Origin of the sequence: Cellulomonas terrae (assembly GCF_007990265.1) — a bacterium.
In the GTDB taxonomy this organism is placed as follows: domain Bacteria; phylum Actinomycetota; class Actinomycetes; order Actinomycetales; family Cellulomonadaceae; genus Cellulomonas; species Cellulomonas terrae.
Map to the genome: position 1 here is coordinate 129031 of NZ_BJWH01000005.1, position 22967 is coordinate 151997.

Annotated in this window: 23 protein-coding genes; 16 read left to right on the plus strand and 7 right to left on the minus strand. The window is 72.3% G+C overall.

Annotated features, from left to right (window positions below; all coding sequences use genetic code 11):
• The first annotated feature begins 112 nt into the window (after nt 1-112).
• Together CTE05_RS07200 and CTE05_RS07205 are read left to right on the plus strand one after the other, a co-directional pair.
• On the plus strand, nt 113-1117 hold the full coding sequence (locus CTE05_RS07200; protein ID WP_146845438.1) for a LacI family DNA-binding transcriptional regulator: 1005 nt from the start codon (nt 113-115) through the stop codon (nt 1115-1117).
• 181 nt (nt 1118-1298) lie between these two features.
• Nucleotides 1299-1778 (plus strand): nucleoside deaminase, encoded by a 480-nt coding sequence (locus CTE05_RS07205; protein ID WP_146845439.1) that lies wholly within the window; start codon nt 1299-1301, stop codon nt 1776-1778.
• Nucleotides 1779-1815: 37 nt separating this feature from the next.
• Here the strand turns inward: CTE05_RS07205 and recQ are convergent, their stop codons facing one another.
• Nucleotides 1816-3900 carry a DNA helicase RecQ gene (gene recQ / locus CTE05_RS07210; RefSeq protein WP_146845440.1) on the minus strand — a complete coding sequence of 695 codons (2085 nt, stop codon included), beginning with the start codon at nt 3898-3900 and terminating at the stop codon, nt 1816-1818.
• 149 nt (nt 3901-4049) lie between these two features.
• On the opposite strand from recQ, the gene CTE05_RS07215 reads away from it, so the two are divergent.
• Genes CTE05_RS07215 through CTE05_RS07230 form a run of 4 tightly spaced genes read left to right on the plus strand, consistent with a single transcriptional unit; the run spans nt 4050 to nt 6795 of the window.
• Nucleotides 4050-4844 (plus strand): SDR family NAD(P)-dependent oxidoreductase, encoded by a 795-nt coding sequence (locus tag CTE05_RS07215; protein ID WP_146845441.1) that lies wholly within the window; start codon nt 4050-4052, stop codon nt 4842-4844.
• A gap of 30 nt (nt 4845-4874) precedes the next feature.
• Nucleotides 4875-5450, plus strand: coding sequence for an orotate phosphoribosyltransferase (gene pyrE / locus CTE05_RS07220; protein WP_146845442.1), 576 nt, complete (start codon nt 4875-4877; stop codon nt 5448-5450).
• Nucleotides 5451-5457: 7 nt separating this feature from the next.
• Nucleotides 5458-6168, plus strand: coding sequence for a DUF3137 domain-containing protein (locus CTE05_RS07225; protein WP_146845443.1), 711 nt, complete (start codon nt 5458-5460; stop codon nt 6166-6168).
• Between the two features lie 57 nt (nt 6169-6225).
• The gene (locus CTE05_RS07230) at nt 6226-6795 is read left to right on the plus strand and encodes a LemA family protein (protein WP_146845444.1); all 570 of its coding nucleotides are present in this window, start codon (nt 6226-6228) and stop codon (nt 6793-6795) included.
• On the opposite strand, the gene CTE05_RS07235 is transcribed toward CTE05_RS07230, so the two are convergent.
• Both CTE05_RS07235 and CTE05_RS07240 read right to left on the minus strand, forming a co-directional pair.
• The gene (locus tag CTE05_RS07235) at nt 6792-7532 is read right to left on the minus strand and encodes an HAD-IIA family hydrolase (RefSeq protein ID WP_146845505.1); all 741 of its coding nucleotides are present in this window, start codon (nt 7530-7532) and stop codon (nt 6792-6794) included. The two genes, CTE05_RS07230 and CTE05_RS07235, sit on opposite strands and share 4 nt — an antisense overlap.
• Before the next feature lie 41 nt (nt 7533-7573).
• Nucleotides 7574-8308: a VTT domain-containing protein gene (locus CTE05_RS07240; protein WP_146845445.1), complete on the minus strand. Its 735-nt coding sequence runs from the start codon at nt 8306-8308 to the stop codon at nt 7574-7576.
• Nucleotides 8309-8392: 84 nt separating this feature from the next.
• On the opposite strand from CTE05_RS07240, the gene CTE05_RS07245 reads away from it, so the two are divergent.
• The 7 genes from CTE05_RS07245 to fbaA all read left to right on the plus strand — a co-directional run bounded on the left by CTE05_RS07245 (nt 8393) and on the right by fbaA (nt 16122).
• Nucleotides 8393-9397 (plus strand): LacI family DNA-binding transcriptional regulator, encoded by a 1005-nt coding sequence (locus CTE05_RS07245; RefSeq protein WP_146845446.1) that lies wholly within the window; start codon nt 8393-8395, stop codon nt 9395-9397.
• Nucleotides 9398-9550: 153 nt separating this feature from the next.
• Complete coding sequence (locus CTE05_RS07250) at nt 9551-10918, plus strand: extracellular solute-binding protein (RefSeq protein ID WP_146845447.1); 1368 nt, start codon at nt 9551-9553, stop codon at nt 10916-10918.
• 82 nt (nt 10919-11000) lie between these two features.
• Complete coding sequence (locus CTE05_RS07255; RefSeq protein WP_246123412.1) at nt 11001-11888, plus strand: carbohydrate ABC transporter permease; 888 nt, start codon at nt 11001-11003, stop codon at nt 11886-11888.
• Nucleotides 11888-12811, plus strand: a complete 924-nt coding sequence (locus CTE05_RS07260; protein WP_146845449.1) for a carbohydrate ABC transporter permease — start codon at nt 11888-11890, stop codon at nt 12809-12811. Before CTE05_RS07255 ends, CTE05_RS07260 begins: the two co-directional genes overlap by 1 nt.
• Before the next feature lie 32 nt (nt 12812-12843).
• Nucleotides 12844-14379: an arabinosylfuranosidase ArfA gene (gene arfA, locus CTE05_RS07265; RefSeq protein ID WP_146845450.1), complete on the plus strand. Its 1536-nt coding sequence runs from the start codon at nt 12844-12846 to the stop codon at nt 14377-14379.
• Between the two features lie 10 nt (nt 14380-14389).
• Nucleotides 14390-15016: a TrmH family RNA methyltransferase gene (locus CTE05_RS07270; RefSeq protein WP_246123401.1), complete on the plus strand. Its 627-nt coding sequence runs from the start codon at nt 14390-14392 to the stop codon at nt 15014-15016.
• Nucleotides 15017-15096: 80 nt separating this feature from the next.
• Nucleotides 15097-16122, plus strand: a complete 1026-nt coding sequence (gene fbaA / locus CTE05_RS07275) for a class II fructose-bisphosphate aldolase (protein ID WP_146845452.1) — start codon at nt 15097-15099, stop codon at nt 16120-16122.
• Between the two features lie 43 nt (nt 16123-16165).
• On the opposite strand, the gene CTE05_RS07280 is transcribed toward fbaA, so the two are convergent.
• Nucleotides 16166-16585, minus strand: a complete 420-nt coding sequence (locus CTE05_RS07280; RefSeq protein WP_186814769.1) for an STAS domain-containing protein — start codon at nt 16583-16585, stop codon at nt 16166-16168.
• A 79-nt stretch (nt 16586-16664) separates the two neighbouring features.
• Between CTE05_RS07280 and CTE05_RS07285 the strand changes: the two genes are divergently transcribed.
• On the plus strand, nt 16665-18791 hold the full coding sequence (locus CTE05_RS07285; RefSeq protein WP_371863355.1) for a SpoIIE family protein phosphatase: 2127 nt from the start codon (nt 16665-16667) through the stop codon (nt 18789-18791).
• Here the strand turns inward: CTE05_RS07285 and CTE05_RS07290 are convergent.
• Nucleotides 18788-19159: an STAS domain-containing protein gene (locus tag CTE05_RS07290; protein WP_146845455.1), complete on the minus strand. Its 372-nt coding sequence runs from the start codon at nt 19157-19159 to the stop codon at nt 18788-18790. The genes CTE05_RS07285 and CTE05_RS07290 overlap by 4 nt on opposite strands.
• Nucleotides 19160-19267: 108 nt before the next feature.
• Between CTE05_RS07290 and CTE05_RS07295 the strand changes: the two genes are divergently transcribed.
• On the plus strand, nt 19268-19696 hold the full coding sequence (locus CTE05_RS07295; RefSeq protein ID WP_146845456.1) for a DUF3151 domain-containing protein: 429 nt from the start codon (nt 19268-19270) through the stop codon (nt 19694-19696).
• 114 nt (nt 19697-19810) lie between these two features.
• Nucleotides 19811-21097 (plus strand): adenylosuccinate synthase, encoded by a 1287-nt coding sequence (locus tag CTE05_RS07300; RefSeq protein ID WP_146845506.1) that lies wholly within the window; start codon nt 19811-19813, stop codon nt 21095-21097.
• Here the strand turns inward: CTE05_RS07300 and CTE05_RS07305 are convergent.
• Nucleotides 21090-21671, minus strand: coding sequence for a GNAT family N-acetyltransferase (locus tag CTE05_RS07305; protein WP_146845457.1), 582 nt, complete (start codon nt 21669-21671; stop codon nt 21090-21092). The genes CTE05_RS07300 and CTE05_RS07305 overlap by 8 nt on opposite strands.
• Nucleotides 21672-21690: 19 nt before the next feature.
• On the minus strand, nt 21691-22953 hold the full coding sequence (locus tag CTE05_RS07310) for an MFS transporter (protein WP_146845458.1): 1263 nt from the start codon (nt 22951-22953) through the stop codon (nt 21691-21693).
• Nucleotides 22954-22967: the final 14 nt, after the last annotated feature.

Sequence of the window (22967 nt, forward strand, 5' to 3'; positions counted from 1 at the left end):
ACCGAGGACCGGAGACAAACGTTTGCCGATGGTTGCCAAGCGCCGGGTTGGCGGCCACGATAGGACCGCGTCGGGCCGGCCGGCCCGTCGTCCGACAGCTCGACGAGGACCGATGACCAGGCCACCCACCCTCCGGGACGTCGCGGCCGCCAGCGGCGTGGCCATCTCGACCGCCTCCCGCGCGCTCACCAAGCCCGGCCGCGTCAACGAGCGCACCGCGACGCGCGTCCGCGAGGCCGCGCGCCAGCTCGGCTACGCACCGAGCCCGACCGGCCGGGCGCTGAGCTCCGGCCGAACCCGCATGGTCGCCCTGCTCGTCCCCGACGTCACCAACCCCTACTTCTTCGGCATCGTCCGCGGCACCGCCGCCCGGCTCCGAGCCGACGGCTACGTGCACGTGCTGGTCGACGCCGAGGAGTCGGTCGAGGCGGAGGAACGCGCTCTGCGCGCACTGCGGCCCACCGTCGACGGAGCCGTGCTGGCCGCCTCCCGGCTGGACGACGACCGCCTGGAAGCCTGGTCGCACGAGTTCCCGATGGTCACGGTGAACCGCCCCGTGCCCGACCAGTCGGGCGTGCTCGTCGACACGGCGGGCGGCACGGGCCAGGCGCTCGCCCACCTGGCCTCCCTCGGGCACCGTCGCGTCGCCTACGCGGGCGGCCCGCGCGCGTCCTGGTCCGACCGCCGCCGGCGCGCCGTCCTGCGCACCGCGGCCAAGCGGCTGGGCGTCGAGGTCGTCTTCCTCGGTCCGTTCGTCCCGCGCCGCGAGGACGGGGCGGCCGCCGCGGACGCCGTCCTGCACGCCGACGTCACCGCCGTGCTGGCCTTCGACGACCTGCTCGCGTTCGGCATCCTCGACCGGCTGGCCGAGCGCGGGGTCGACGTCCCCGGCGCGATGAGCGTCGTGGGCTGCGACGACGTCTTCGGCGCCGACCTGGTCCGCCCCGGCCTGACCACGATCGCGGCCCCGCTGGAGCGCGCCGGCCACGCGGCCGCCGACCTCCTCCTGGCGCGACTCGATCCCACCCACCCCGGCGGCACGGTCACGGTCGAGCTCCCCACCCACCTGGTGGTCCGCGGCTCCACGGGCACGGCTCCGCTCCGCGTGGTCACCTGACACGCTCGAACCGCGCCTCCGCCGCCCCGAGGTCGGCAGTGTGGGACGAGAGCGTGCGTTGCGACTGCCGACCTCGTCGCCACGTGCCGTCCTCGCGCCAGGCCCGCATGGCCGGGCGGATGTCCCTGGTCCCGCACCGGCCGAGGTTGCGCGCTCGCGTGCTGGCCGCCACGGTGGCACGGTGACCATCTCCGACGTCGACCTGGCCCACCTCGCCCGTGCCGTCGAGCTCGCCCGCGAGGCGCTCGACGACGGCGACGAACCGTACGGCTCCGTCCTGGTCGACGCCGCCGGCCAGGTCCGGTTCGAGGACCGCAACCGCGTCAAGGACGGCGACGAGACCCGTCACCCCGAGCTCGAGATCGCCCGCTGGTCCGCGAACCACCTCACGCCGGCCGAGCGCGCGGCGTCCACCGTCTACACCTCGGGCGAGCACTGCCCGATGTGCGCCGCGGCCCACGCCTGGGTCGGTCTGGGCCGGATCGTGTACGCGACGTCCTCGGCGCAGACCGGTGCGTGGCTGGCGGAGTGGGGCATCCCCGCCGCACCGGTGGCACCTCTCCCGATCACCACGGTCGCACCGGGCATCCCCGTCGACGGACCGGTCCCCGAGCTCGCCGACGAGGTCCGCGAGCTCCAGCGCCGCCGGTTCGGGCTCTGATCAGGCGCCGTCGACCACGTCGTCGTCCGGGCCCCGGTCACACGGTCTCCGCGACCCCGTTCAGCGCGGCCAGCAGGCCCGGTCCGTGCCGTTCCAGCTTGGTCGCGCCGACCCCGCTGATCCCACCGAGCGCCTCGAGCGACGTCGGCCGCTGCGTCACGACCTCGCGCAGCGTCGCGTCGTGGAAGACCACGTACGCGGGCACGCCCTGCTCCTTGGCGACCCCTGCGCGCCAGGCCCGGAGCACCTCGAACAGCTCGACGTCGTCGCCGGTCAGGTCCGCTGCTGCGGTGGCCCGCGCGCCGCGCGAGCCGCGGGACCGGACGACCCTCTCGGTCTCCCGACGCAGCCGTACCTCGCGCGCGCCGCGCAGCACGTCCGCGCTGTCGGGCGCCAGCCGCAGGGTGCCGTAGCCGTCGGTGTCCACGCCGAGCAGCTCCATCGCCAGGAGCTGCCGGACGACCCCGCGCCACTCCCCGTCGGACAGGTCCTGTCCGACCCCGAAGGTCGAGAGCGACTCGTGCCCCAGCTGGGTGATCCGCGGAGTGACCTTGCCGCGCAGGATGTCGACCAGGTGGCCGACGCCGTACCGCTGCCCGCGCTGCTCCAGCCGGACGACCGTCGAGAGCAGCTTCTGCGCCGCGACGGTGCCGTCCCACGACTCGGGCGGCGTCAGGCAGGTGTCGCAGTTGCCGCACGGCTCGGACGGCTGGCCGAAGTAGTTGAGCAGCTGGACCCGGCGGCACGACACGGTCTCGCAGAGCGCGAGCATCGCGTCGAGGTGCGCGGTCAGCCGGCGCTTGTGGGCCGCGTCGCCCTCGGACGTGTCGATCATCCGCCGCTGCTGGACCACGTCGGCGAGACCGTACGCGAGCCACGCGGTGGACGGCAGCCCGTCGCGCCCCGCGCGACCGGTCTCCTGGTAGTAGCCCTCGACGGACTTCGGCAGGTCGAGGTGGGCGACGAACCGCACGTCGGGCTTGTCGATGCCCATCCCGAACGCGATCGTCGCCACCATCACGATGCCGTCCTCACGCAGGAACCGTGACTGGTTCCGCGCCCGCACCTGCCGGTCGAGGCCGGCGTGGTACGGCAGCGCGGTCACGCCGCGCTCCACCAGGAACTGCGCCGTCTGCTCGACCGAGTTCCGCGAGAGGCAGTAGACGATGCCGGCGTCCCCCTCGTGCTCGGTGCGCAGGAGGTTGAGCAGCTGGTCCCGCGGCTTGTCCTTGGGGGCGATCCGGTACTGGATGTTGGGCCGGTCGAAGCTCGCGACGAAGTGCTTCGCCTCCCCGAGCTGCAGCCGCTGCGCGATCTCCGCGTGGGTCTGCTCGGTCGCGGTGGCCGTCAGGGCGATCCGGGGGACCTCGGGCCAGCGCTCGTGCAGCATCGAGAGCTGCAGGTAGTCGGGCCGGAAGTCGTGCCCCCACTGGGAGACGCAGTGCGCCTCGTCGATGGCGAACAGGGCGACCGTGCCGCGGTCCAGCAGCTCGACGGTCTCCGGCACCCGCAGACGCTCGGGCGCCAGGTAGAGCAGGTCCAGCTCACTGGCGAGGTAGGCGTCCTCGACCTTCCGGCGCTCGAACGACTGCTGCGTCGAGTTGAGGAACCCGGCCCGCACGCCGAGCGCGGACAGGGCGTCGACCTGGTCCTGCATGAGGGCGATCAGCGGCGAGACGACCACCCCGGTGCCCTCCCTGACCAGGGCGGGGACCTGGTAGCACAGGGACTTGCCGCCGCCGGTCGGCATGAGCACCAGGGCGTCGCCGCCGCGGACGACCGTGTCGATGATCTCGGCCTGCTCACCGCGGAAGGCGTCGTACCCCCAGACGCTGTGCAGCACCTCCGCCGCGGCGGCCAGCGCGGCCTCCGGGTCGAGCGTCTGCGCCACCTGGCGGGGGATGTCCGGGCGGGCCGCGGGGGCGCGTCGGGGCACACCGGACCGGTCACGACGCTCCGCCGCGGGCAGCGCGCGCGGGTCGTCGTGCTCCGGCGGCGGTGCGTCGTAGAACGGGTCGAACGGCGGCTCCTCGTCGAGAGGCCAGTCCGGCACGTCGCTGCTCCACCCGTCAGTCACGCGGCACACCCTACGTCGCACCGCTGACGCGGGACGGCCCCCCATCCACAGGCGCTGCGCCGGGCGACCACGCCCTCGGTGCCGTCCGCGCAGGCCACGGCAGCACTGAAGACATGGTCGGCCCGCGGGACACCCGGAACGGACCCGTGTCGGCGACGCGCGCGACCTCGTGCGCTCTCCGTAGGGTGTTCCCCATGGCAACCGCACTCATCACCGGCGCGTCCGCAGGCCTGGGCCTGGAGTTCGCCTGGCAGCTGGCCACGGCCAAGCACGACGTCGTCCTGGTCGCCCGCGACGAGGAGCGGCTGACCCGTCTCGCCGCCCAGCTCGAGGCCGCCGCGGGCATCCGCGCCGAGGTGCTCGTCGCCGACCTGTCGGTCCGCGCCGACGTCGAGCGCGTCGCCGACCGCCTGCGCGCCACCGAGCGCCCGGTCGGCCTGCTGGTGAACAACGCGGGCGTCGGCCTCAACCAGCGCTTCGTCCCCGGCGACCTGGCCCGCGAGGAGACCGCGCTCGCGCTCATGGTCACCGCGGTGATGGTCCTCTCGCACGCCGCAGCGGGCGCCATGGTGCCGCGCGGCCGCGGGGCGATCCTCAACGTCTCGTCCGTCGCCGCGCTGCTGACGTCCGGCACGTACTCGGCGCACAAGGCGTGGGTCCGCGTGTTCACCGAGAGCCTCGCGGTCGAGCTGCGCGACACGGGCGTCACGGCGACCGCACTGAACCCCGGGTTCGTGCACACCGAGTTCCACGAGCGCGGCGAGATCGACATGACCGCGTACCCCGAGATCGCGTGGCTGAACGCCGAGGACGTCGTCGCGACGGCCCTCGCCGACGTCCGCCGGGGCGCGGTCCTGTCGACCCCGAGCCTGCGCTACCGGGCGCTGTCCGCGGCCGCCCGGCTGGCCCCGCGCTCCGCCGTCCGGGCGTTCGGTCGCTACCGCCGGGCCTACCAGGGCCAGGACACGGACGCCCCGACCATCGGCTGACGTCGGCCGGCTCCCGGTAGCCTGGCGGCCGTGACCCACGACCTCTCCCCGACGCCCCGCGAGCAGCTGCTCGACCTCATCACGACCCTCGCGGTCGTCCACGGGAAGGTCACGCTGTCGTCGGGCCGCGAGGCCGACTACTACGTGGACCTGCGGCGCGTCACGCTGCACCACCGCGCCGCCCCGCTGATCGGTCACCTGCTGCTGGACCGGCTGGAGGAGGTCGGCCTCGGCACCGCGGAGATCGACGCCGTCGGTGGGCTGACGCTCGGCGCGGACCCCGTCGCGACCGCCCTCCTGCACGCTGCCGCCTCCCGTGGTCAGGACCTCGACGCGTTCGTCGTCCGCAAGGAGGCCAAGGCGCACGGGATGCAGCGTCGCGTCGAGGGCCCGGACATCGCCGGCCGCAAGGTCGTGATCCTGGAGGACACGTCGACCACGGGCGGCTCGCCCATCGCCGCGATCGAGGCGGCGCGCGAGGCCGGCGCCGAGGTGCTGGGCGCCGCCGTGATCGTGGACCGCGCGACGGGGGCGCAGGCCAAGATCGAGGCGCTCGGCGTCCCGTACCACTACCTGTTCAGCCTGTCCGACCTCGGCCTGGCGTGACCCGACCGTGGGCGACGGTCTGTTCGGTGTCCTGGTCGTCCTCGGCCTGGTCGTCACGCTGGGCCTGTTCGTCGCCGGGCTGTGGGTGCAGAAGAAGCGCCACGAGCGGTTCGCGGCCTGGGCGCTGCGCCACGGCTGGACGTACGCCCGTGCGGACCACGCGCTGGTCGAGATCTCCCGCGGGCAGCCGTTCGGCCAGGGCGGTGCGCGGCGCGCGACCGAGGTCCTGCGGGGCACCTACGACGGGCGGGCCGCCCTCTCGTTCAGCTACCAGTGGACCACCGGGAGCGGGAAGAACCGCAGCACGCACCACGCGCACATCGTGGCGCTCGCGCTGCCGACGTACCTGCCGACCGTCGAGGTGACGCCCGAGGGGATCGGTGCCCGGCTGGCCAAGCTCGTCGGCGCCCAGGACGTGCAGCTCGAGTCCGAGGCGTTCAACCGGGCGTACCGGGTGGCGGCGACGGACCAGCGGACCGGGCACGCGATCCTGCACCCGCGGCTCATGGAGCGGCTGCTGCGCGGCGACGCGGTGGGCAGCGCCTGGCGCATCGATGGCACGTGGATCCTCTCGTGGGAGCCCGGCACCACGGACCTCGACCGGCTGGCGTCCCGGCTCGGTCTGCTCTCCGCCGTCGTCCGGTCGGTCCCGCGGCACGTCTGGCAGGACCACGGCTACGACCCCGCCCCGACCACGATCGGGCAGCAGGACGCCTGATCGTCGCCGTCCGACGCTACGATCGGCTGAACCGCCCTGTCTGCGAGAGGCCCTGCTGTGACCGCTGGTGTCATCGTCCTGATCGTCATCGCCGTGATCGTCGTGATCGCTCTCATCTGGGGTGTCGCGACGTACAACGGCTTCGTCCGCCTGCGGAACCTGGTGCAGGAGGCGTGGCGCCAGATCGACGTCGAGCTGCACCGCCGCCACGACCTGATCCCGAACCTGGTCGAGACCGTCAAGGGCTACGCCGCCCACGAGCGCGGGGTGTTCGACGAGGTCGCCCGGGCTCGCGCCGCCGCCGCCGGACCGGCCTCCGGACCCGCGGAGCAGGCGGCCCAGGAGAACCAGCTGACGCAGGCCCTCGGCCGGCTGTTCGCGGTGGCGGAGGCCTACCCGGTGCTGCGAGCGAGCGAGAACTTCCAGCAGCTCCAGGCGGAGCTGACCAACACGGAGGACCGGATCGCGGCGGGCCGCCGGTTCTACAACGCGAACGTCCGCGAGCTGAACACGAAGGTCGAGACCTTCCCGCCGAACATCATCGCGAAGGCGTTCCACATCGAGCGCGCCGAGTACTTCGAGGTCGAGGAGCCGAGCGTCCGCGCCGCCCCCGAGGTCAGCTTCTAGACGCGACCGACCAGGTCCTGGACCGAGTCCAGGATCTCGGTCGGGCGGAACGGGAAGCGCTCCACGTCCGCCAGCCGGGTGGACCCGGACAGGACCAGGAACGTCCTCAGCCCGGCCTCGATGCCGGCGACGACGTCGGTGTCCATCCGGTCACCGACCATGACGGTGGTCTCCGAGTGCGCGTCGATGCGGTTGAGCGCCGAGCGGATCATCATCGGGTTGGGCTTGCCGACGAAGTACGGCTGACGACCGGTCGCTGCACTGATCATCGCGGCGACCGCGCCGGTGGCCGGGAGGTCACCGTCGGCGGAGGGGCCGGTGACGTCGGGGTTGGTGGCGATGAATCGGGCACCGGCCTGGATCAGCCGGATGGCCTGTGTGATGGCCTCGAACGAGTAGGTGCGTGTCTCGCCCAGGACGACGAAGTCCGGCTGTGCCGCGGTCAGGGTGTAGCCGGCCTCGTACAGGGCGGTCGTCAGCCCCGCCTCGCCGATCACGTACGCGGAACCGCCCGGCATCTGGTCGGTGAGGAACTGCGCGGTGGCCAGCGCGGAGGTCCAGATGGCGTCCTCGGGCACGTCGATGCCCGACGCCGCGAGCCGGGCACGCAGGTCCCGCGTCGTGAAGATCGAGTTGTTGGTGAGGATCAGGAACGGACGGTCCCCGTCGCGGAGGGCCTTGACGAACTCCGCGGCACCGGGCAGCGCGGTCCCCTCGTGCACGAGGACGCCGTCCATGTCCGACAGCCACGAGCGGATCTCGCGCGGGCCGTGGTGCGTCACGCGCCGAAGGCCTTGCGCTCGACCTCGTCGCGCTCGGCCTGGTCGTCGTAGCGCTCGTCGCGTTCCTCGGGCTCGGCGCCCTTGCGGCGGGCCTTCCAGAGCTCGACGACGATGGGGATCACCGACAGGCCGACCACGACGATGAGGAGCGCCTCGATGTTCTCCTTGATGAACGTGAAGTTGCCCAGCCAGTACCCGAGCAGGGTCACGCCGACGGCCCACAGCAGGGCCCCGACCACGTTGTAGGTGATGAAGTACCGGTAACGCATCCCGCCCACGCCGGCCGCGACCGGGGCGTAGGTGCGCACGATGGGCACGAACCGGGCGACGATGATCGTGCGGCCGCCGTACTTGTCGAAGTACGCGTAGGTCTGGTCGATGTACTTCTTCTTGAAGAAGCGCGAGTCCGGCTTGTTGAACACCTTCGGCCCGACGGTGCGTCCGATGAGGTACCCGGTCTGGTCGCCGAGGAACGCGGCGGCGAACAGGACCAGGCAGAGCACCCAGATGTTGATGTCGAGCGAGTCCTGCGCGACCAGGGCGCCCGCCGTGAACAGGAGCGAGTCGCCGGGGAGGATCGGGAACAGCAGACCCGTCTCGACGAAGATGACGAGCGCGATGCCGACGAGGGCGGCGGTCCCGAACGACTCGATCAGGTGGTCGGCGTTCAGGAAGTCGGGCCCGAGGGCCGCGAGGGGCCCGGCGGCCGTGAGGGCGGTCGTCATCAGCATGTGCCCAGAGTACGGGGCTGCCGGTGAGCAGCCCGTGGCCGGGTTGTGCGGACCGTGTGCACCGGCGTGCTGAACAATGGCGGCGTGCGGGCCACCGTGAAGGACGTCGCTGCCCGGGCAGGGGTGTCGCCGAAGACGGTCTCCAACGTCATCCACGGCGTCGTCTTCGTGCGCCCGGAGACGCGGGAGCGTGTCGAGCGCGCCCTCGCGGAGCTCGACTACGTGCCCAACCTCGGCGCGCGCGGGCTGCGCAACGGCCGGTACGGACTGATCGCCCTGGCCCTGCCCGACCTGTCGACGGCGTTCTCCGCGGAGCTGGCGCACCACTTCGTCGAGGAGGCGCACTCGCGCGGCTGGTCCCTGCAGATCGAGGAGACCGCAGCGGAGCCGGGGCGCGAGCGCGACCTGCTGTCCCGCGCACGGTCGCACCTGCTCGACGGGCTCGTGCTCAACCCTGTCTCGCTGGAGGACTCGGCCGTGCCGGTGGTGCCGGGGCCGCTGCCGCCGACGGTGCTCATCGGCGAGGTCGTCCAGGACCGGGCGGACCACGTGGGCGTGGACAGCGTCGGTGCCTCGCGGGACGTGACGGAGCACCTCCTGGTGACGGGCCGGCGGCGGATCGCCGCCGTGGGGACCCCGCCGGTGGGCGTGGAGACGGCGGCGGCGCGGCAGCGCACGGAGGGGTACCGGGCGGCCCTGGCGGCTGCCGGTGTCGTGCACGACCCGGACCTCGAGATCCCGGTCCGGCACTGGACGACGGAGCAGGCGGTCGAGGCGACGCGGGCGCACCTGGTCCGCTTCCCGGCTCCCGACGCGTTCGTCTGCTTCACCGACTCCATGGCGTTCGGCGTGCTGAGCGTGCTGTGGGAGCGCGGGCTGCGGGTGCCGGACGACGTCGCGGTGGCCGGGTTCGACGACGTCGCGGGGGCCAGGTACGCGGTCCCGCCGCTGACCACGGTGGCGTTCGACCTCCGGGGCTACGCGGTCGCCGCGCTCGACCTGCTCACCGAGCGCATCGCGGACCCCGACCGGTCGCCGCGACAGCTGGTCTACCCGCACCAGGTCGTGGTCCGCGCCAGCACGGGCTGACGTCCGCGCTGGTCACGGACCTGTTGACTGCAGTGTGAGCGCGTCGGTTGGCGAGCCCGTTCCAACGATGTAATGATGCGAACCGGACACGGCGACGACGCCGGGCCGGCTACCGACGACGACGTCGGACGCGTCTCACGAAGGAGTGAGGGCATGGCACTGCACCACCTCGCGCCCCGCCGCACCCCCGCCGGCGCGGCCCTCCCAGCCGGTCCGGGCCTCACCCGGCGACAGATGCTGATCGGGTCCCTCGCCACCGTCGGCGGCGTCGCGGCAGCCTCGGCGCTCGCCGGGTGCGCTCCGACGGCGTCGGCGAGCGGCCTGCACCAGCTCGCCTACTGGCACCTGCTCAGCGGCGGTGACGGCATCAACATGGCCGGCCTCGTCGACCAGGTCAACGCCCTCGACCACGGCTACGAGGCCACCCAGACCGTGCTGGCCTGGGGGGCGCCGTACTACACCAAGCTGGCCATGGCGAGCGTCGGCGGGCGGTCGCCGGACGTCGCGATCATGCACGCCTCACGCGTGGCAGGCTACGCCCCGGGCGGGCTGCTGGACCCGTGGGACCTCGACCTCCTGGCCGAGCTCGGGGTGCAGGAGTCCGACTTCCTCGACCGCGTGTGGGCCAAGGGCGGGCTGGACGGCCAGCAGTACTCGATCGCCCTCGACTCGCACCCGTTCATCATGATGTACAACCTCGACGTCGCCGAGCAGGCCGGGGTGCTCGGACCGGACGGCCAGCTGGCGCCGATCACCAGCCCCGACCAGTTCCTCGAGGTCGCCCGGGCCATGCAGGCGGTGACCGGCAAGCACGGGCTGTCGTACGGCTACCTGGGCGACGGCGCCCAGATGTGGCGGCTCTTCTACACGTTCTACAAGCAGCACGACGCCGACTTCGACCTGTCCGGCCTCACGGCGACGGTCGACGACGACGCCGCGGTCTCGTCGCTCGAGTTCATCCAGCAGCTCCTCGACGGGACCATCTGCACACCGAACGGCGACTACGGCACCGCGGTCTCGGAGTTCATGTCCGGCGAGAGCGGGATGTTCTTCACCGGTGTCTGGGAGCTGCCGACCGCCAAGAACTCGGGCCTCGCGTTCGACGCCCAGCCCATCCCCACGCTGTTCGGGACGCCTGCCGCCTACGCCGACTCGCACGCGTTCACGCTGCCGCACCAGTCGAGCCCCGACCCCGAGCAGCGGCGGGCCAGCTACCGGTTCGTCGCCGACCTCCTGCAGAACTCGCTCGGCTGGGCCGAGGCGGGGCACATCCCCGGGTTCCAGCCCGTCGTGCAGAGCGCCGAGTACCAGGCGCTCGTCCCGCAGGCGCACTACGCGCCCGCCGCGGAGATCCTCAACTACGACCCGGAGGCGTGGTTCACGGGTTCCGGCAGCGACTTCCAGAACTACTTCCTGGAGACCGTGCAGGGCGTGTACCTGGACGGCGCCGACCCGGCCGAGGGCTTCGCCTCCTTCGTCCGCCGGGTGAACGTGCAGCTGGCCAAGCCGAACCCGGTGTGACCCGAAGGAGTTGAACGTGTCCTCTGCAGCTCTCGACGCCTCGGCCACGGGCGCACCGCCTCGCACGACGTCAGCCGAGGAGGTGCGACGCGGCGAGAAGGAACGCAAGGCCCGCGACAACCGCATCGGCTGGGCGTTCGTCGCCCCGTTCGTGGTCGTCTTCGTGATGTTCCTCATCTGGCCGTTCGTGCACGGCTTCTACCTCAGCTTCACCGGCGAGAGCATCACCGGGGCCGGTGGCCAGCTCATCGGGTTCGACAACTACGCCGAGGCGCTGCGAGACCCCATCATGTGGCGCTCCCTGCTGAACACCCTGTGGTTCACGGTGCTGTCCACGGTCCCGCTGGTCCTGGTCGCGCTGGTCCTGGCGCTGCTGGTGCACCAGGGGCTGCCCGGGCAGTGGCTGTGGCGGCTCTCGTTCTTCATGCCGTTCCTGCTGGCGTCCACCGTCGCGGCCCAGATCTGGATCTGGATGTACAACCCGCAGCTCGGGCTCGTGAACTACATGCTCGGGGCCGTGGGCGTCGAGCCGATCGCCTGGTTGCAGGACCCGACGTGGGCGATGATCGCGGTCGTCGTCGAGACGCTGTGGTGGACTGTCGGGTTCAACTTCCTGCTCTACCTGACGGCCCTGCAGAACATCCCGGAGCAGCAGTTCGAGGCGTCCGCGCTGGACGGCGCCGGCCGCTGGCGGCAGCTGCGGTCGATCACGATCCCGCAGCTGGGGCCGACGACGGTGCTGATCGCGATCCTGCAGGTCCTGGCCTCGCTGAAGGTCTTCGACCAGATCTACATGATGACCCAGGGCGGACCCGGCGGCGTCACGCGGCCGACCGTGCAGTACATCTTCGAGGTCGGGTTCACCGGCTACCGGTTCGGCTACGCCTCGGCGATCGCCTACATCTTCTTCGCCATCATCGTCATCGTCGCGATCGGTCAGATGCGGTTGACGACGAGGAGGAGCGCCTGATGACCACCACCGTCACCCCCCAGCCCCAGGCCGTCGGCGCGGTGCACAGGCAGCGCGGTCGGTTCGCCGAGAAGGCCGGCCTGCGCATCGGGGAGCGCTTCGCGAGCCCCGGTCGCATCGGAGCGATCGTCGCCCTCGTCCTGCTCGCCGCGTTCTGGCTGCTGCCGTTCCTCTGGGCCGTGGTCACCTCGTTCAAGTCCGAGACGGCCGCCGCCGCGACACCGGTGTCCTGGGTGCCGTCCGACGGCTTCACCACCGACGCGTACACGAGAGTGCTGCGCGAGGGGAACATCCCGCTGTGGACCTGGAACAGCCTGATCACCACCGTCGCGATCACGCTGATCACCCTGGTGGTGACGGCGCTGGCCGCCTACGCGTTCTCGCGGCTGGACTTCACCGGGAGGCGCTGGCTGTTCTGGGGGATCATCGCGTCGATCATCATCCCGCCGCAGGTGCTGATCGTGCCCCTGTTCTACGAGATGCTCACGCTCAACCTCATCGACACCTACTGGGCGCTGATCCTGCCGCAGGTGGTCCACCCGGCCATGGTGTTCATCCTCAAGAAGTTCTTCGACCAGGTGCCCATCGAGCTCGAGGACGCCGCACGCATCGACGGCGCCGGTCGCCTGCGGGTGTTCTGGTCGATCGTGCTGCCGCTGTCGCGACCGATCCTGGCCGCCGTGTCGATGTTCGTGTTCATCGGGGCGTGGAACAACTTCCTGTGGCCGTTCATCGCGACGAGCGACGCGTCGCTGATGACCCTGCCGGTGGGCCTGCAGACGGTGAAGAGCGCCTACGGCCTGCAGTACGCGCAGGTCATGGCGTCGGCGGTGCTCGCCGCGCTCCCGCTCGTGGTGGTCTTCCTGTTCTTCCAGCGCCAGATCATCAAGGGCTTCGCCACGACCGGCTTCGGCGGTCAGTAGCACCTGCACGACCCACCGATCGAAGGAGCTCCATGTCCCGCGCACGCGTCACGCTCGACCGCGACTTCGTCGTCGGGGCGGTTCCCCGGCGGATCTTCGGGTCGTTCGTCGAGCACATGGGCCGGTGCGTCTACACCGGCATCTACGAGCCCGGCCACCCGACGGCCGACGACCAGGGCTTCCGCCGCGACGTGCTGGACCTGGTCAAGGAGCTGGGTGCGACCGTCGTCCGGTACCCCGGGGGCAACTTCGTGTCGGGGTACGCGTGGGAGGACGGCGTCGGACCGGACCGGCCGCGACGGCTGGACGGCGCCTGGCACACCGTGGAGACGAACGCGTTCGGGCTGCACGAGTTCGTCGACTGGTCCCGCGTGGCCGGCGTCGAGGTCATGGAGGCCGTCAACCTGGGCACCCGGGGCGTCGAGGAGGCGCGCGCTCTCGTCGAGTACGCCAACCACCCGGGCGGCACCGAGCTGTCCGACCGGCGACGCAAGAACGGCCACGAGGACCCGTTCGACATCCGGCTGTGGTGCCTGGGCAACGAGATGGACGGTCCGTGGCAGATGGGCGCCAAGACCGCCGACGAGTACGGCCGGCTGGCGCAGGAGGCCGCGAAGGCCATGCGACTGGTGGACCCGCGGATCGAGCTGGTCGCGTGCGGCTCCTCCAACTCGGGCATGCCGACGTTCGGCGCGTGGGAGCAGACGGTGCTCGGGCACGCCTACGACCAGGTCGACTACGTCTCGCTGCACGCCTACTACCAGGAGCACGACGGCGACCACGCGAGCTTCCTGGCCAGCGCGGTCGACATGGACTACTTCATCGAGTCCGTGGTGGCGACGGCCGACGCGGTGCGCGCGAAGGGCAAGCACAAGAAGCACATCGATCTCTCGTTCGACGAGTGGAACGTGTGGTACCAGTCCGGCCTCGACACCGAGGACCAGCCGCACGTCATCGAGAAGGCGGGCATCTGGAAGGAGCACCCGCGGATCATCGAGGACGAGTACTCGGTGACCGACGCCGTCGTCGTCGGCACGTTCCTCAACTCGCTGCTGCGGCACGGCGACCGCGTGAAGATCGCCAACCAGGCGCAGCTCGTCAACGTCATCGCCCCCATCCGCTCGGAGGAGGGCGGCCCCGCGTGGCGGCAGTCGATCTTCTGGCCGTTCGCACGGACGGCGGCGCTCGCCCGCGGCGTGATCCTGCGGACCGCCGTGACCTCCGACCGCTACGACACCGCGCGGTTCGACGCGGTGGACCTGGTCGACGTGTCGGCCACCTGGGACGAGGAGCGCGGCCGGGTCGCCCTGTTCCTCGCGCACCGGGGTCTCGACGAGGACGCGGAGGTGACGGTCGACCTGCGCGGCTGGACCGCGGGCCGGGTCACCCGCGCCGAGGTGCTGACCGTGCCCGAGGGCGGCGACCGGCACACGACGAACGCGCAGGACGCCCAGGACCGCGTCGGGCTGCGTCCGCTCGACGGGGTGCGGGCCGAGGGCGGCGCCGTGACGCTGGGGCTGCCCCCGCTGTCCTGGGCCGTGGTCGAGCTGGAGGTCGCGCTGGCCTAGCGTGGCGCCCGTGGACGAGGAGCGCACGCAGGTCGGGGTCGGCCCGTGGCCGGGGGAGTGGCCGTCGGGTCAGCAGTACGACCCGGAGCTGCTCGCGCACGGGGACCGCCGCAACGTCGTCGACCGCTACCGGTACTGGACCCTCGAGGCGATCGTCGCCGACCTGGACACGCGCCGGCACTCGTTCCACGTGGCGATCGAGAACTGGGCGCACGACCTCAACATCGGGTCGGTCGTGCGCACCGCGAACGCGTTCCTGGCGGCGGAGGTGCACATCGTCGGCAACCGCCGCTGGAACCGGCGCGGTGCCATGGTCACCGACCGCTACCAGCACGTCCGGCACCACCCGACGGTCGAGGACCTGCTCACCTGGGCGGGCGAGCGCGACCTGCCGGTGCTCGGCGTGGACAACCTCCCCGGCTCCGTGGCTCTGGAGGGCTACCCCCTGCCGCGGGCCTGCGTCCTGCTGTTCGGCCAGGAGTCCGTGGGCCTCTCCGACGCCGCCCGCGACGCCGCCGTCGACGTCCTGCACATCGCCCAGTTCGGCTCGACCCGCTCCATCAACGCGGGCGCGGCCGCCGCGATCGCCATGCACGCCTGGGTCGCGCGGCACGCCGCCCCCGGTGTCCAGGGGTAGAACGTCCCGGGCGTCGCCCCGCGCGGGCGTGCCAGAATCGATGCGATACCCCCTCCCTCTACGCGCAGGAGATGCTGCAGATGGCCATCGCCACCCCCGAGGTCTACGCCGAGATGATCGACCGGGCGAAGGCGGGCAAGTTCGCCTACCCGGCCGTGAACGTCACGTCGTCCCAGAGCCTGACCGCCGCCCTGCAGGGCTTCGCCGAGGCGGAGTCCGACGGCATCATCCAGGTCTCCGTCGGCGGTGCCGAGTACGCCTCCGGCGCGACCGTCAAGGACCGCGTCGCCGGCTCGCTCGCGCTCGCGGCCTACGCGGCCGAGGTCGCCAAGGGCTACCCGGTGACCGTCGCGCTGCACACCGACCACTGCGCCAAGCAGAACCTCGACTCCTGGGTGCGGCCGCTGCTCGCGCTCGAGATCGAGCAGGTCAAGGCCGGCAAGCTCCCCACGTTCCAGTCGCACATGTGGGACGGCTCGTCCGTGCCGCTCGACGAGAACCTGGTCATCGCCGAGGAGCTCCTCGAGCTCTCGGTCGCCGCCCGGACGATCCTCGAGATCGAGGTCGGCGTCGTCGGTGGCGAGGAGGACGGCCACACGGCCGAGATCAACGACAAGCTGTACACGACCGTCGAGGACGGCCTGGCCACGGTCAAGGCGCTCGGCGCAGGCGAGAAGGGCCGCTACCTGACGGCCCTCACGTTCGGCAACGTGCACGGCGTGTACAAGCCGGGTGCGGTCAAGCTGCGCCCGTCGATCCTCGCGGAGATCCAGAAGGCCGTCGGTGACGCCATCGGCAAGGAGAACCCGTTCGACCTCGTGTTCCACGGTGGCTCCGGCTCGACCGAGGCCGAGATCGCCGAGGCCGTCGACAACGGTGTCATCAAGATGAACATCGACACGGACACGCAGTACGCGTTCAGCCGTCCGGTGGCGGACCACTTCTTCCGCAACTACGACGGCGTCCTCAAGGTGGACGGCGAGGTGGGCAACAAGAAGGCCTACGACCCGCGCGCCTGGGGCAAGCTCGCCGAGGCCGGCATGGCCCAGCGCATCGCGGAGGCCGCGCGCCAGCTCCGCTCGGCCGGGCACACGCTCGGCGCCTGACCCCTGACAGTCGAAAGGCCCCCCGGTTCCGGGGGGCCTTTCGTCAGTTGGTGCTGTCTCCGACCGGTTGGAACTCGGACTCGTCCCCCTCGACGACGTCCAGGAGCTCACCGATCCGCGTCACCTCGAGCAGGAACCGCACGGTGGGCGGCACCCGCAGCAGGCGGACGCGGTGCTGGGACCGGATGGACAGACGGGCCAGGAACGCGACTCCCGACGAGTCCATGAACGTCACGTGGTGAGCGTCGACCTCGATGGGCAGTCCCACCTGCTCCGCCTCCGCGGTCGCCTCCTGCAGCTCGGGGCCGAGGTCGGCGTCGACCTCGCCCGAGAGCACGATGCGTGTGGCGTCGGTCCCCACGATGACCTGCACCGCCCCCGGCTCTCCGACGACCCCTGCACCCTGGTCGGCCTGCGAGACGTCCGCAGGCCCGTCGGGGATCGTGCTGTTACCGTCGCGCACGGCGCTCCTCTCAGGTACTTCCGGCAGGCACGCGCCGCTTCTCGACGACCAGCCTGTTCGGAACGCTAGACGATCGGAGGTGGTGGTGGTCAACTCCCACGCCTCACCGCGCCCCGATCGGGCTCTCGCCGAGGTCCGCGACCGCGCCCTCAGAGCGACTTCCGTGCCGATGGCCCTGCTGGATGCGTCCGTCACGAACCTCCCCGTGATCTGGGTGAACGATGCGTTCGAGCGGGTGACCGGCTACGGCGTCGAGGAGGCGTTGCAGCGCCAGACGGCGATCCTGGACGACACCGCCCTGCAGCAGAGCGATCTCACCCGCCTGGAGGCCGGCCTGCGCGCCGGGCACGAGGTCGCCCACACGATCGTCCTGCGCCGTGCCGACGGCACCCGGCTCGCCTGCCGCGCGCACCTCTCCCCGGTCCGCGCCGACGACGACGGACCCCCGACCCACTGGGTCGCCGCGCTCCAGGACCTCACGGAGCAGCTGTCGCACGACGCGGAGCAGGCCGCGATGGTGGAGACGGAACGCCGCGAGCGGCGCAGCCTCGGGCTCATCGCGCAGGTGTCGGACCTCCTCATGGACGTCGACGACCCGCACGCCCTGCGCGAGATCGCGACGATCCTGCGCCGGGCCGTCGTCGGGTGGGCGGCGTTCTACCTCAACGACGGCGGCCTGCGCGTGGCCGACGGGATCGACGCGGGTCGCCCGCCGACCGGCAAGGGCTCGCGCCACGGGGAGGGTCCGACGGTGCGGGACGTCGCACCCGACCTCGTCCAGCAGCTCCTCGACGCCGAGACCGACCGGCCGGTCGAGGTGGCGCTCGGGAGCTTCTACGGTCCCGGGACGGCGTCCGCGTGGATCGCCCAGCAGGCGGAGGCGGGGCTGGGGGCAGCCCAGGACGGCACCGAGCGCTCCGTCCTCGTCTTCCCGCTGCCCGGTCGCCGCCGGGTGCTCGGGGTGCTCGTCGTGCACCCGCACGACGGTCACGGCCTGCGGGACCTGGAGCCGTCCGTGCGCACGGTCCTGGACCTGACGGCGCGCCGGGTCGGGCTCGTCATCGACAACGCACGGCTCTACGACCGCGAGCACCGGCTGGCCGAGACGCTCCAGCGGGCGATGCTCCCCGAGCAGGCCGAGGTCGACGGCCTGGACGTGTGGACGTACTACGCGCCGAACTCGGAGAACGCTCAGGTGGGGGGCGACTGGTACGACGTGCTGCAGGTCAGCCCCGACGTGGTCGGCGTGGTCATCGGGGACGTCGTCGGGCACGACGTCGAGGCGGCCGCGTCGATGGGTCAGCTGCGCTCGGTGGTCCGCTCCTACATCTTCGACATCACGACGCCCGGCCCGGTGCTGGAGCGTGTCGACCAGCTCGTGGCAGGGATGCGGGTGCCGCGCCCGGCGGGTCTGGTGCTGTCGACCCTGACCCGGACCGACGACGTGTGGCGGCTGGAGTACTCCCGGGCGGGGCACCTCCCGGCGCTGCTCGTCCGCGCCGGAGGCGTCACGCTGCTCGACGCGGCGGGCGGTCCGCTGATCGGCTTCGGCGGGACGCCCCGGTCCACCGGGTCGGTCGACCTGGAGCCCGGCGACGTCGTCGTCTACTACACGGACGGCCTCATCGAGCGCCGCGACCGCGGCCTGCGCGACGGGCTCGGGGCCCTGTCGGCGGTGGCCGCGGCCGTCACGGCACGGGACGCGGCGGGCGTCGGCGAGGAGCTGCTGTCGCGGCTCGCGGACCACCCCGAGGACGATGTCGCCGTCGTCGTGGTGCGCGTGCCGTCCCCGCTGGACACGTCCGGGCGCACGCGCAGCCCTCGCCGGCGTCGCTGGTCGCTGCCGAGCGAGGCGGCGTCGATCGGGCGCGCGCGGCACGCGGTGGTGCGGACCTGCCAGGCGTGGGGGATCGAGGACGCGGCGAACGCCGAGCTCGTGGTCTCCGAGCTCGTCGCCAACGCCGTCCTGCACGGGTTCGGGCACGTGTCGCTGCAGCTCTACGACACGGGGGACGGCCTGCGCATCGAGGTCGAGGACGCCAACCCCGCGCCGCCGGTCACGACCGACGGGCACCCTGGCCGGGTGGGCGGCTTCGGCATGCAGATCGTCGAGCGCCTCGCGGACTGGGGCTGGCGGCAGTCCCGCGGCGGCAAGCTGGTGTGGGCGAAGGTGCGACCCGGCTCGCTGCCGGACGGCGGACGCTAGGCCGGGGCGGACGCGCCGTCGGGACGGCGGAAGTCCGTCTGCTCGACGCTCGACTCGCACCGGTGGTCCGCGTCGATGCGGAACAGGTCGAGGGCGCCGCAGATCTCGATGACGAACAGGTCCCGCGGGTCCGCGCCGCGCAGGACGGTCGCTCCGCCGCGCTTGCGACCGGCGTCGGCGAGCGAGATGAGGAAGGCCGCCCCGGTCGAGTCCATGAAGGTGACCCGGCACATGTCGATGACCACGAGCTGACGGCGAAGGCCCACGACGCGCGCGGCGATCTCCGGGAACTGGTCACGCTCGGCCAGGTCCAGGTCGCCGGCGACGGTCAACGTCGTCGAGGTCGAGGACGTCGAGATCTCGATCATGGGCACCCTGTCTGCGGGGGGAGGTGCGTGCCGAACAGTGGTCCAGGTCGGCGGGACGACTGTAGTCGCGCTCCCAGCGCGTCGCACGCGGTGAGGGAGACTGGGTCCATGAGCCACGAGAACCTGCTGGACGGTCCCGCCCCGACGCTGCTGCCCGCCGACGGCCCGGACGCCGACGCCCGCGCGGCACTGAGCAGCGGAGCCACCCCGCGGGAGGCGGTCGCCGCGGCTCCGGCGGCGTCGATCCTGTGGGCGCTGCTGGCCGAGAACGCCCTCGCCGACGACGGTGACCCGGTGGCCGCCTACGCCTACGCGCGCACGGGCTACCACCGCGGTCTCGACGCGCTGCGCCGGGCCGGCTGGCGCGGTCGCGGGCCGATCCCCGCGGACCACGCGCCCAACGAGGGGTTCCTGCGGTCGCTGCTCGCGCTCGCGGAGGCCGCGGAGGCCATCGGCGAGTCCGAGGAGGCGACGCGGTGCGAGACGTTCCTCGTCGACAGCGGCACCTCGGTCACCGAGGTCGCCAACCTACGGTGAACATGACCATCTCTTGACGGTCCGGTACCCTCTCGGAGGTACTGGGTCACTGCCGCCCGGTGCCCGCGCCCTCTCCACGGGCGCGCACCGTAGGCAGGGGGAGTGGTGATCTGGATGCCGGCCGTCGTGGTGCTCGGAGCTCAGTGGGGCGACGAGGGCAAGGGCAAGGCCACCGACCAGCTCGGTGCGCGGACGGACTACGTCGTGAAGTTCAACGGCGGGAACAACGCGGGCCACACGGTCGTGATCGGTGGCGAGAAGTACGCCCTGCACCTGCTCCCTTCAGGGATCCTGTCGCCCGGTGTCGTGCCGGTCATCGGCAACGGCGTCGTCGTGGACATCGAGGTCCTGTTCGAGGAGATCGACGCGCTCGAGGCCCGGGGCGTGGACACGTCCGCCCTCAAGGTCTCCTCGGCGGCCCACGTGATCGCGCCGTACAACCGCACCCTCGACAAGGTCACCGAGCGGTTCCTGGGCAAGCGCCGCATCGGCACCACCGGCCGCGGCATCGGCCCCGCGTACTCCGACAAGATCAACCGCGTCGGGATCCGCATCCAGGACCTGTTCGACGAGAAGATCCTGCGGGAGAAGGTCGAGGGCGCCCTCGACCAGAAGAACCACCTGCTGGTGAAGGTCTACAACCGCCGCGCCATCACGGTCGAGGAGACGGTCGAGGACCTGCTGCGCCACGCCGAGCGCCTGCACCCGCTGGTCGCCGACACCCCGCTCCTGCTGAACACCGCGCTGGACGAGGGCAGGACGCTCGTCTTCGAGGCGGGCCAGGCGACGATGCTCGACGTCGACCACGGCACCTACCCGTTCGTCACGTCCTCGTCGGCCACGGCCGGCGGCGCGTGCACGGGCTCGGGCGTGGGACCGACGAGGATCGACCGCGTCGTCGCGGTCGCCAAGGCGTACACCACCCGCGTGGGCGAGGGGCCGTTCCCGACGGAGCTGCTCGACGACGACGGCGAGTGGCTGCGGCAGACCGGGGGCGAGTTCGGCACCACGACCGGCCGCCCGCGCCGCACCGGCTGGTACGACGCCGTCGTGGTCCGCTACGCGAGCCGCGTCAACGGGCTCACCGACCTGGTGGTCACCAAGCTCGACGTGCTGACCGGCCGGGACAAGATCCCCGTCGCCGTGGCGTACGACGTCAAGGGCCGCCGGTTCGACGAGATGCCGTACGACCAGTCGGACTTCCACCACGCGACGCCGGTGTACGAGTACCTCGACGGCTGGTCGGAGGACATCTCCGGGGCCCGCGAGTTCGACGACCTGCCCGCCGCCGCGCAGCGCTACCTGCTGCGGCTCGAGGAGATCTCGGGTGCGCGCATCTCGTCGATCGGGGTCGGACCCGGCCGCGAGGCCACGATCGTCCGGCACGAGCTGCTCAGCTGATCGGCCCGTCCCCGGAGACCCGGGCGTGCAGGTGCATGTCGTGCCAGCCGTCCGCGTGGAGGGCGTCGCCCCGCTTGGTGCCTTCCAGGCGGAAGCCCGCCCGGGTGGCGACCGTGCAGGAGGCGGGGTTGGCCACCGAGTGGTCCACCTCGATCCGGTGCAGCCCGAGCGTCGTGAACGCCCAGGTGCTGAGCGTGCGCAGCGCGGTGGTGGCGATCCCCCGGCCACGGGCCTGCGGCAGCACCCAGTAGGAGACGTCGGAGCGTCCGTCGCCGTGCTGCAGCGACCGCAGGCTGATCTGGCCGAGGACCTCGTCGGGCGTCGCGACGGCCCAGCCGGCGCCGGTCTCGTCCGCCCACCGCCGCGACCAGGACGCCGCCCACGCGACGGCCTCGTCGCGGTCCATCGACCGGTCGTGCCACCTGCGGATGGCGGGGTCGGTGTAGGCGGCGACCAGCACGGCGGCGTCCGAGGTGCGCCACGGCCGCAGGTGCAGACCGTCGGCGTAGAGGACCGGCTGGGGCAGGTCGCGCTGGGTTCCGGGCGTGATCGCCGGCGGCGTCAGTCGGGGCACGCGAGCAGTATGTCGAGGGTCAGACCGTCGCGGCGAGGGGTGCCGGGACGGCGACCTCGAGCTCGGCGACCATCCGCTGACGGACCACCGCGACGGGGTAGGCGACGGCGACGAGACACAGGGCCGTCGCGCCGACGAAGACCGCCGGCAGCCCCCACTGCTCCGCGACGAGCCCGCCGAGCAGCGCCCCGATGGGCATGAGCCCGTACGCCAGGGTCCGGCCGGCGCCCCCCACGCGGCCGAGCATCCCGGGCGCGACCATCCGCTGGCGCATCGACTGCGAGATCACGTTCCCGTTGGTGTTGGTGAACCCGAGCAGGAACACCGCGGTCGCGATGGCGGGCACGGTGGGCACGAGCACGGGGACCAGGAGCAGCAGGGTGTTCAGCGTCCAGCAGCCCAGCAGGAGCCGGACCTCGGGGATGCGGCGGCCGAGCGGCTCGGCGGTGAGCGAGCCGAGCACGGCACCCACCGCCAGCCCGGCGAGCACCAGCGGGTAGTGCGCGGGCTCGAGCCCGACGCGCGAGCCGGGACCGACCATCCAGAGCACGAACACCGCGAAGTAGCCGGTGTTCGCCAGGTTCAGCACGGAGCCCGCCACGAGCAGCGGTCGCAGCACCGGGTGCCGGACGAGGAAGCCGACGCCCTCCCGGACCTCGGACGACGCCGAGCGTCGCTCCGTCGCGGCGTGCCGGTACGACCCGGGGATGCGGGTGGCGATGAGCAGGAGCGCGAGCACGCCGAGCCCCGCGGGGAGCCCGAACAGCCACCCGGCGCCGAGGGCGAGCATCCCGCCGGCGACCGGTCCGCCGACGAACGCGGACATGACCTGCTGCGCGGCGAGCGTGCGGCCGTTGGCGGCGTCGAGGCGGGAGCGCGGCACGAGGTCGGGCACGAGCGCCGAGCCGGCGAGGTCGACGAAGACGTCGGTCACCCCGTAGAGCAGGACGATCACCGTCAGCGCGGGCATCGTCATCTGCCCCGATGCTGCCAGCCACACCGCGACCGCGAGCAGGGTGGCACGGGCGGCGAGCGCGACGACCTGGGTGTCCTTCCGGTCGCGACGGTCGACCACCACGCCGGCGGCGAGCCCGAGCACGAGCCAGGGGAGCCACGCGGCGGCGGTGAGCAGCGCGATCTGGGTGGGGGAGCGGGTCAGGGTGAGGGCGTAGAGGGGGACGCCGGTCTGCACGATGCCGTCGCCGAGGTTCGCCATCCCGGTGGCGGTGAGGTGGGCGGCGAACCTGCGACCGAGCGGCTTCCGCGTGGCGACCTCGGGCATGGCGTACCCCCGCT